We start from the raw sequence: 7,231 nt of genomic DNA on the forward strand, positions 1-7,231 counted from the left end.
GATATTTCCCAATCTTCAATCCTCTCGGTTTTAACCAGAGGTAATTATCAATTATTCATTATCAATTATCAATTAATGAATTACCTTGTTATCCTCCAAGTTTAGCCTCAACCGAAATATTAAAAACCTATCTCTGTGAAGTAGGAGTGATGCCTTTTTCATTTTTCAATCATCAAAATTGCTTTTGACTGGTTGCCCAACGAGAAAAAATACTGGTAATTAAAACTAATAAAACTAGCACTAAAGATCCTGCCCAAGCAAACTCTTGTAAAACCAAATCAAAGCTGCGAGCAAACTCATATACTAGATATGCCAAAGATGGTACTGTCGGAGCAAATGGACCACGAGGCCAATTATTAGAATAAACCACAGTAAAAAGTAGTGGAGCTGTTTCTCCAGCAGCACGAGCAATAGAAAGAGTAATTCCTGTGATAATACCTGGTAAAGCAGCGGGTAAAACTATCTGTAAAACAGTTTGATAATTAGAAGCACCAACTCCTACGGATGCCCATCTAATATCTCTAGGAACTATTTGTAAAGCTTCATCAGTAGTTCTAATAATAGTGGGCAACATCAAAATTGATAAAGCAACTCCTCCAGCAAATGCTGAAAATTTACCCATAGTTAAAACCAGTAAACTATAGGCAAATACCCCAGCAATAATTGATGGAACACCACTCAAAACATTAGTAGCAAATCGAATTGGGCGAGCAGTTTCTTCGTCACTAAATTCTGATAAATAAACTGCTGCTAATATTCCAAAAGGTACAGCAATTAAACTAGCAATTGCTACTACCATAATTGTTCCTAAAATAGCACTAGCAATACCCCCTGTCGTTTGACCTGCTGCAGGTGGCAATTTAGTAAATAAATCTAAGTTGAGACGAGCTACTCCTTTGATAAAAACATAAATTAATACAGCAAATAGAGGGATAAGAGTAATAATTATGCAAGTAGCTGATAATGCTGTCATTACTTTATTAAAGATTTCCCTTGGTCTTTTAGGGTTTCTTTTTAGGTTAATGATAGATTCAGAAGATTGTCGGTTGTAGGTAATATCTGCCATTTCAGTTATCAGTTATCAGTTATCAGTTATTCAGTACCTCTGACTGTTTACGCAGGATGATCTAGGAAAGCATCGGGATGGAAATACTAAAGTTTATTTTCTTTTAGTCAATTGTATATGGTGAGCTTTTCCACTGCTCTGCTAAACCAATCCCACTAGACGGGAATCTCCACTTTTCATCCCGTAGGAAGAGGAAACTTGAAACCTTATTTTTTAGTCATAGTTAATCACAAGATAGAATGAACATAATTTAAAAATTACATCAGTTAAGTTGACATTAAATATATTGTTATAAATAGCCTAGACAAAAAATAATGAATAGTGATTAATGAAAAATATATCTAATTATCAATTGAAAAGGAGATACTTTAAACCTCTGGGGACTAATTATCAATTATCCATTATCAATTATCCATTATTAATACTTAGCCTTAATTTGATTTACAACCCAATTAGCTAATATATTTACAATTAGGGTTAAAGCAAACAAAACTACCCCTGTATACATCAGAGCAGAAAGTTGTAAACCAGAAGCTTCAGCAAATTGGTTTGCCATTAAAGAAGCGATAGTATTAGCTGGAGCAAAAAGAGTAGGTTTAATTGAGTTAGCATTACCAATTAACATTGTTACAGCCATAGTTTCTCCCATTGCTCTACCCAAACCTAACATGACACCACCAACAATTCCTGAAAAAGCTGCTGGAATTAACACCCTAATAATAGTACCCCAGCGGGTAGCTCCTAAACCTAAAGAAGCCTGTCGCAAATCAGGTGGTAGACTAGCAAGAGAATCACGAGAAATAGCAGTAATAATTGGTAAAATCATTATTGATAAAATAATAGCTGCAGGAAACATTCCCGGACCTCCGGCACGAACACCATCAGGAATAGAAAAAAGTGGAATCCAACCAAGATATTTACCCAGAAAAGCTTCTATTGGTTCCAGAAAAGGGAGCAAAACATAAATACCCCATAAACCATAAACTACACTAGGAATAGCTGCTAGTAATTCCACCATAAAAGTTAATGGAGTAATAATTTTTTTTGGGAGAAAATTCTCACTTAAAAATATTGCTGTACCTACACCGAGAGGAACTGCAATAAATAGGGCTAAGACTGAACTAACTAAAGTTCCAACAATCATTGGCCATGCGCCGTAATCGCCTTTCCCATCATTAGCTACAGGGTTCCAAACACTTTTAAATAGAAAGCTCAAACCGAATTCATTGAGAGATGGTATTGCTTGCCGAGCTACTGTCAAAGCCATTAGAATTAGAATAGCTGCTATACCCCAAGCAAAAACTTTAGTCAGGGTAATAAAACCATCATCAAACTTTTTTTCTGCATCACTCCGAGAGCGAGTATCTTGTTGAACTTGAGATTGTGCAACCATATAAATAATTTTTACATCTATAATTAGGGCAGATAGGTATACCTTTTTAAGTAGGGTTTGCGCTCAAAAGTTTTATGGGTAAGGGTAGGAGTCAGGAGACAGGAGACAGGAGACAGGAGAAATGGGAATTATAGGGGAGGTACTCGAAAAATTATTCCTGAATTTTTCTACCATAATCATCTCAAAATAATAACTTTTTGCAGCTCTATCCACCAAAAAACTGTTACTTTTAAAGGGCTAAAAAATGCTCAAGTCTTTATCTGTCAATACTTTCATAATTAATCAGCAAGCCCTAAGTAGTCATTAAGTTAATTTGAAAGATTATCTAGGAGTAATTTCAGGTTATATGACATGAAAAAAAATTACAAAAAATTTAATTCAGAATTCAGAATTCTGAATTAAATTTATTTTTGATGCTATTTGAGAGTCATATTGTAATCTGGGCTGATTTTATCAGCAGTTTCTAGAACTTTTTGACGTACATTATCAGGTAGAGGAATATAACCTAATTCCGAACTAATTTGTTGACCTTCATTTAACCCATATTCAATCATTTTTTCCACACCTTCAGCTTTACCTGCATCATCATATTCGCCATAAGCAAGCATCCAAGTGTAAGTTACGATTGGATAAGAATTATCCCCTTCTGGATCAGTAATAAAAGCTCGTAAATTTTCAGGTAATGTAACTGCTCCTAAAGTTGCTGATGCTGATTCAAAACTAGGCTCTATATAGTTACCTGAACTATTTTCTAGGGAAGCCATATTCAAACCAGCAGTTTTAGCATAACCGTACTCAACATATCCTATTGTTCCTTCAGCTTGACGAATTTGAGCCGTTACACCATCATTCTTCGCACCACCAATACCTACTGGCCATTGAACAGTTTTACCTTCCCCTACTTTCTCTTTCCACTCTGGACTAATAGCACTCAAATGCTTAGTGAAAACTCCGGTTGTACCACTACCATCAGAACGATATACAACTGTAATAGTTTTGTCTGGCAAAGTTATCCCAGGATTAATTGCTGTTATTTTTGGGTCGTTCCACTTTGTAATTTTACCTAAAAGGATATCTATATAAACTTCTCTAGAAAGTTTTAGACCAGAAACATCAGGTAAATTGTAAGCTAATACAATACTACCTGCAGTCATTGGTAGTAAGATAACTCCTCGGCCTACTTTGGCAATTTCCTCATCCTTCATTGCCACATCAGAAGCACCAAAATCTACCAATTCTTGAGTAAATCTCTCAACACCAGCCCCACTACCCACTGACTGATAATCTACTTGTAGGCTAGAGTCACTATTACTCAGGTCTTGAAACCAACGTTGATATATTGGTGATGGAAAAGAAGCTCCAGCACCTACCAGACTTACTTGACCACCTCCACCATTACCGCCACCACAAGCAGCTAAACCAATTGTTAGAGCTACTGCTGATACTTTGGCAGTAATACGAGTTATTCCAGAAAAATTTATACCAAATCCCATAATTATTTAGATTTCTATATTTCTCTACACACCAAAAAGAATAGACGAAAGTTTAACATCTTGAGGTTAAGGAAAGGTTAATGCTTGTTTATGATTAGCAATCATTAGCCTAAAAATCAGAAATGCTGATTTAAGGAACTTACTTATAGCAGTTTTCATTTTAGATAGACTACAGAGAGTTTTACTTCAAGGAAGTATTTTAAGTACCTAAGAGACTGTTTGTAAAAGGAATATTAAATCTAGGCGTAGGGTGGGGAGGGTGAGGCGACAATAACTATGAGATGAATCGTGAGTATATAATTATGACATGGAATCATAATTATATACAAATATTAATAGTTTATCCAGTAGATATTTTGGGTAAATTTAGTTATAATAGTAAATTTAGTCAAGGAATTAACAACAGCTTTGCTAGTAATTGAGGCTAAATTAAAAGGCAGTCAAAATCAGCACAAAGTTTTAGATGAAATGATTCTCATAGGTCAATTCATTAGGAATAGTTGTTTGCGCTATTGGATGGATAATAAAGATGTCAAACGCAATGACTTACAAAAGCTTTGTTCTGTACTAGCAAAAGATGCCAATTTTCCTTGGGTAAAAAAGCTAAACTCTCAAGCCAGACAAGCATCAGCCGATAGAGCATGGCAGTCAATAGAACGATTCTATAAAAATTGTAGGCAAAATAAACCAGGTAAAAAAGGTTATCCAAAGTTTAAAAAATTTACTCGTTCAGTAGAGTATAAAACTACTGGTTACAAATTATCTCCAGATAGAAAGAAAATTGAGTTTAAAGATGGTTTTAAGGCTGGTGTATTTGAACTATGGACAAGTCGTAATTTAGTTTGGTATTCAGAGCAACAAATAAGTCGTGTTAGAGTTGTTAGACGAGCTGATGGTTATTATTGTCAATTTTTAATAAATGTAGAAAGAAAAGAAGCTCATAACTTTGAAGCCAATGTAGTAGGAATTGATTTAGGTTTAAATGCTTTCTATACTGATAGTAATGGTAATGCTGTAGATAATCCTAAATACTTAAGAAAGTCAGAAAAACGGCTCAAAAAACTACAGCGCAGAGTATCACGTCGGCACGAGAAAGGCCAAAAACCGCAATCAAATAACTACCACAAAGCCAGGAAACAATTAGCTAGGCAGCATCTCAAAATCAGTAGAAAACGTAAAGACCATGCAATAAAGACTGCACGGGCGTTAATCCAATCTAACGATTTGGTAGTTTATGAAGATTTAAAGATTGCTAACCTAGTTCAGAATCATCATTTAGCTAAGTCCATATCTGATGCAAGCTGGTATCAGTTCACCGAATGGGTAGAATATTATGCTAAGTTGCATGGAATTGCTTGCATAGCAGTACCTCCACATTTCACAAGCCAAAATTGTTCAAATTGTGGTCAAACTGTGAATAAATCTTTGTCAGTAAGAACTCACAAATGTCCGCATTGTGGCTATATTGCTGATAGAGACCACAATGCAGCAAGGAACATTTTGGCTAAAGGTTTAGAAATGTTAGGAGCCATACTCAACAGTACCGAGGGGCACTCGGAACCTGGGGGAAACCCAAAAGCTACGGGAGAGTCTGACCAATGGTTTGGTGATAGCAATATTGCCGATCTAAGTCATCTCTGTGAGCGTAGAATCATCAATGATGAGAATCCCCCATCATAGCGCAGCTTGATGTCGGGAGTATGTCAATTCAAACTAATTTGATAGCCAGAGCTAATTTTATCCGCTGCCGCAGCAACTGTTTGACGAACATTATCAGGCAGTGGAATATAACCTAAATCAGCACTTACCTTTTGCCCCTCATTTAATCCATATTCAATCATTTTTTCTATAGCCTGAGCTTTAGCTGGCTCATATTGGCCATAAATCAGCATCCAAGTATAAGTAACGATAGGATAAGAATCACCACCTCCAGGATCGCTAATAAAAGCACGCAGATTTCCAGGTAATTTTACTGCTGCTAGAGTAGCCTTAGCAGAATCTAAGGAAGCCTTCACATATTTACCAGATTTATTTTCCAGAGCTGCAGTAGGAAGACCAGCATTCTTAGAAAAACCAAACTCAATGTAACCTATAGCACCCTCAGTTTGACGAATTCCAGCAGCTACACCATCATTCTTCTGACCACCTATTCCTGTTGGCCATTGAACAGTTTTACCTTCTCCTACTTTTTGTTTCCACTCTGGACTAATAGCACTTAAATGCTTCGTAAACACTCCTGTAGTTCCACTACCATCGGAACGATGAACTACAGTGATTGGTAGATTCGGTAAATTTACACCAGAATTAATAGCAGCAATTTTTGAGTCGTTCCATTTTGTAATTTTACCCAAAAGGATATCTACATAAACTTCTCTGGATAATTTCAGATCGGATACACCTGGTACGTTGTAAGCTAATACAATACTACCCGCAGCCATGGGCAGCATCAGAACTCCTCTACTTACTTTAGCAATTTCATCATCTTTCATTGCCACATCACTAGCACCAAAGTCTACCAATTCTTGAGTAAATCTCTCTACACCAGCACCACTACCAACTGATTGATAATCTACCCCAATATCAGAACGACTATCTCTTATATCAGAAAACCAACGTTGATATAGGGGAGCTGGAAAAGATGCACCAGCACCTACAAGGTTGATTTTTTGTTGAGCAAGACTGTATTTTACTCCAGCAATTGTAGTAGCTAGACCAATTGTTAAGGCTACTAGAGATACTTTAGAAGTATTACGAATTATTTGACTAAATTTGATACTAAGTGTCATAAGTATTTAAACTCTGATATTGATTTTAAACAAAAGTCACAGTTAAGTCACAGTTGAACATACTTAAGTTAAAAATAGGTAAAGAATAGGTAAAGGAAAAGTTAATAAATTGTTAGTGATAAATAATGATAGCTAGTGGACTGACACACCTTAAATAGTGCATTAGATTGGGAGTGTGGGCAGGATGGGGAGAAAAAGATACCTAGTACCGCTACGCGGAAGTCAGAAGTCAGAAGTCAGAAGTCAGAAGTCAGAAGTTTTGATTGGTAAGGCTTTGAGTATTTTGTCACTAGTCACTTATTTCCGTCATCCTGCACTAGAAATAAAAATCTATTGCACAGTTTTAACTGTGCAATAGTAGGGGCGGGTTATAGTTCAAATTAACGAGTTTAATCACCAAATTTATAGCGGTTTTCACAAAGGTAGACTACAAAATTCCTTCCTTCTCTCCTAGATAACTAAAGCCTTCTCTCCTAGATAACTAAAGCCTTCT

The 7,231-nt window shown here is 36.1% G+C and carries 5 protein-coding genes; 1 reads left to right on the plus strand and 4 read right to left on the minus strand.

Annotation, left to right across the window (positions count from 1 at the left end; translation table 11 throughout):
• Positions 1-172: 172 nt before the first annotated feature.
• From pstA to pstS (ACP6PL_RS00660), 3 genes are all read right to left on the minus strand, one after another.
• Complete coding sequence (pstA, locus tag ACP6PL_RS00650) at positions 173-1,066, minus strand: phosphate ABC transporter permease PstA (protein ID WP_426541481.1); 894 nt, start codon at positions 1,064-1,066, stop codon at positions 173-175.
• Positions 1,067-1,484: 418 nt separating this feature from the next.
• Positions 1,485-2,459 (minus strand): phosphate ABC transporter permease subunit PstC, encoded by a 975-nt coding sequence (gene pstC, locus ACP6PL_RS00655; RefSeq protein ID WP_426541483.1) that lies wholly within the window; start codon positions 2,457-2,459, stop codon positions 1,485-1,487.
• Between the two features lie 416 nt (positions 2,460-2,875).
• Positions 2,876-3,952: a phosphate ABC transporter substrate-binding protein PstS gene (gene pstS, locus ACP6PL_RS00660; RefSeq protein ID WP_426541485.1), complete on the minus strand. Its 1,077-nt coding sequence runs from the start codon at positions 3,950-3,952 to the stop codon at positions 2,876-2,878.
• A 408-nt stretch (positions 3,953-4,360) separates the two neighbouring features.
• Here pstS (ACP6PL_RS00660) and ACP6PL_RS00665 point away from each other — a divergent pair, with 408 nt between their 5' ends.
• Positions 4,361-5,632, plus strand: coding sequence for an RNA-guided endonuclease InsQ/TnpB family protein (locus ACP6PL_RS00665; protein WP_426541487.1), 1,272 nt, complete (start codon positions 4,361-4,363; stop codon positions 5,630-5,632).
• Between the two features lie 23 nt (positions 5,633-5,655).
• Here the strand turns inward: ACP6PL_RS00665 and pstS (ACP6PL_RS00670) are convergent, their stop codons facing one another.
• Positions 5,656-6,738, minus strand: a complete 1,083-nt coding sequence (pstS, locus tag ACP6PL_RS00670; RefSeq protein ID WP_426541489.1) for a phosphate ABC transporter substrate-binding protein PstS — start codon at positions 6,736-6,738, stop codon at positions 5,656-5,658.
• Between the last annotated feature and the right edge of the window lie 493 nt (positions 6,739-7,231).

The organism is Dapis purpurea BLCC-M126 (assembly GCF_050015975.1).
In the GTDB taxonomy this organism is placed as follows: domain Bacteria; phylum Cyanobacteriota; class Cyanobacteriia; order Cyanobacteriales; family Microcoleaceae; genus Trichodesmium.

What these genes read in the sequence shown, in the direction of transcription:
- pstA (WP_426541481.1), bottom strand. Translation starts at nt 1,066, where the DNA reads ATGGCAGATATTACCTACAACCGACAATCTTCTGAATCTATCATTAAC.
- pstC (WP_426541483.1), bottom strand. Translation starts at nt 2,459, where the DNA reads ATGGTTGCACAATCTCAAGTTCAACAAGATACTCGCTCTCGGAGTGAT.
- pstS (WP_426541485.1), bottom strand. Translation starts at nt 3,952, where the DNA reads ATGGGATTTGGTATAAATTTTTCTGGAATAACTCGTATTACTGCCAAA.
- pstS (WP_426541489.1), bottom strand. Translation starts at nt 6,738, where the DNA reads ATGACACTTAGTATCAAATTTAGTCAAATAATTCGTAATACTTCTAAA.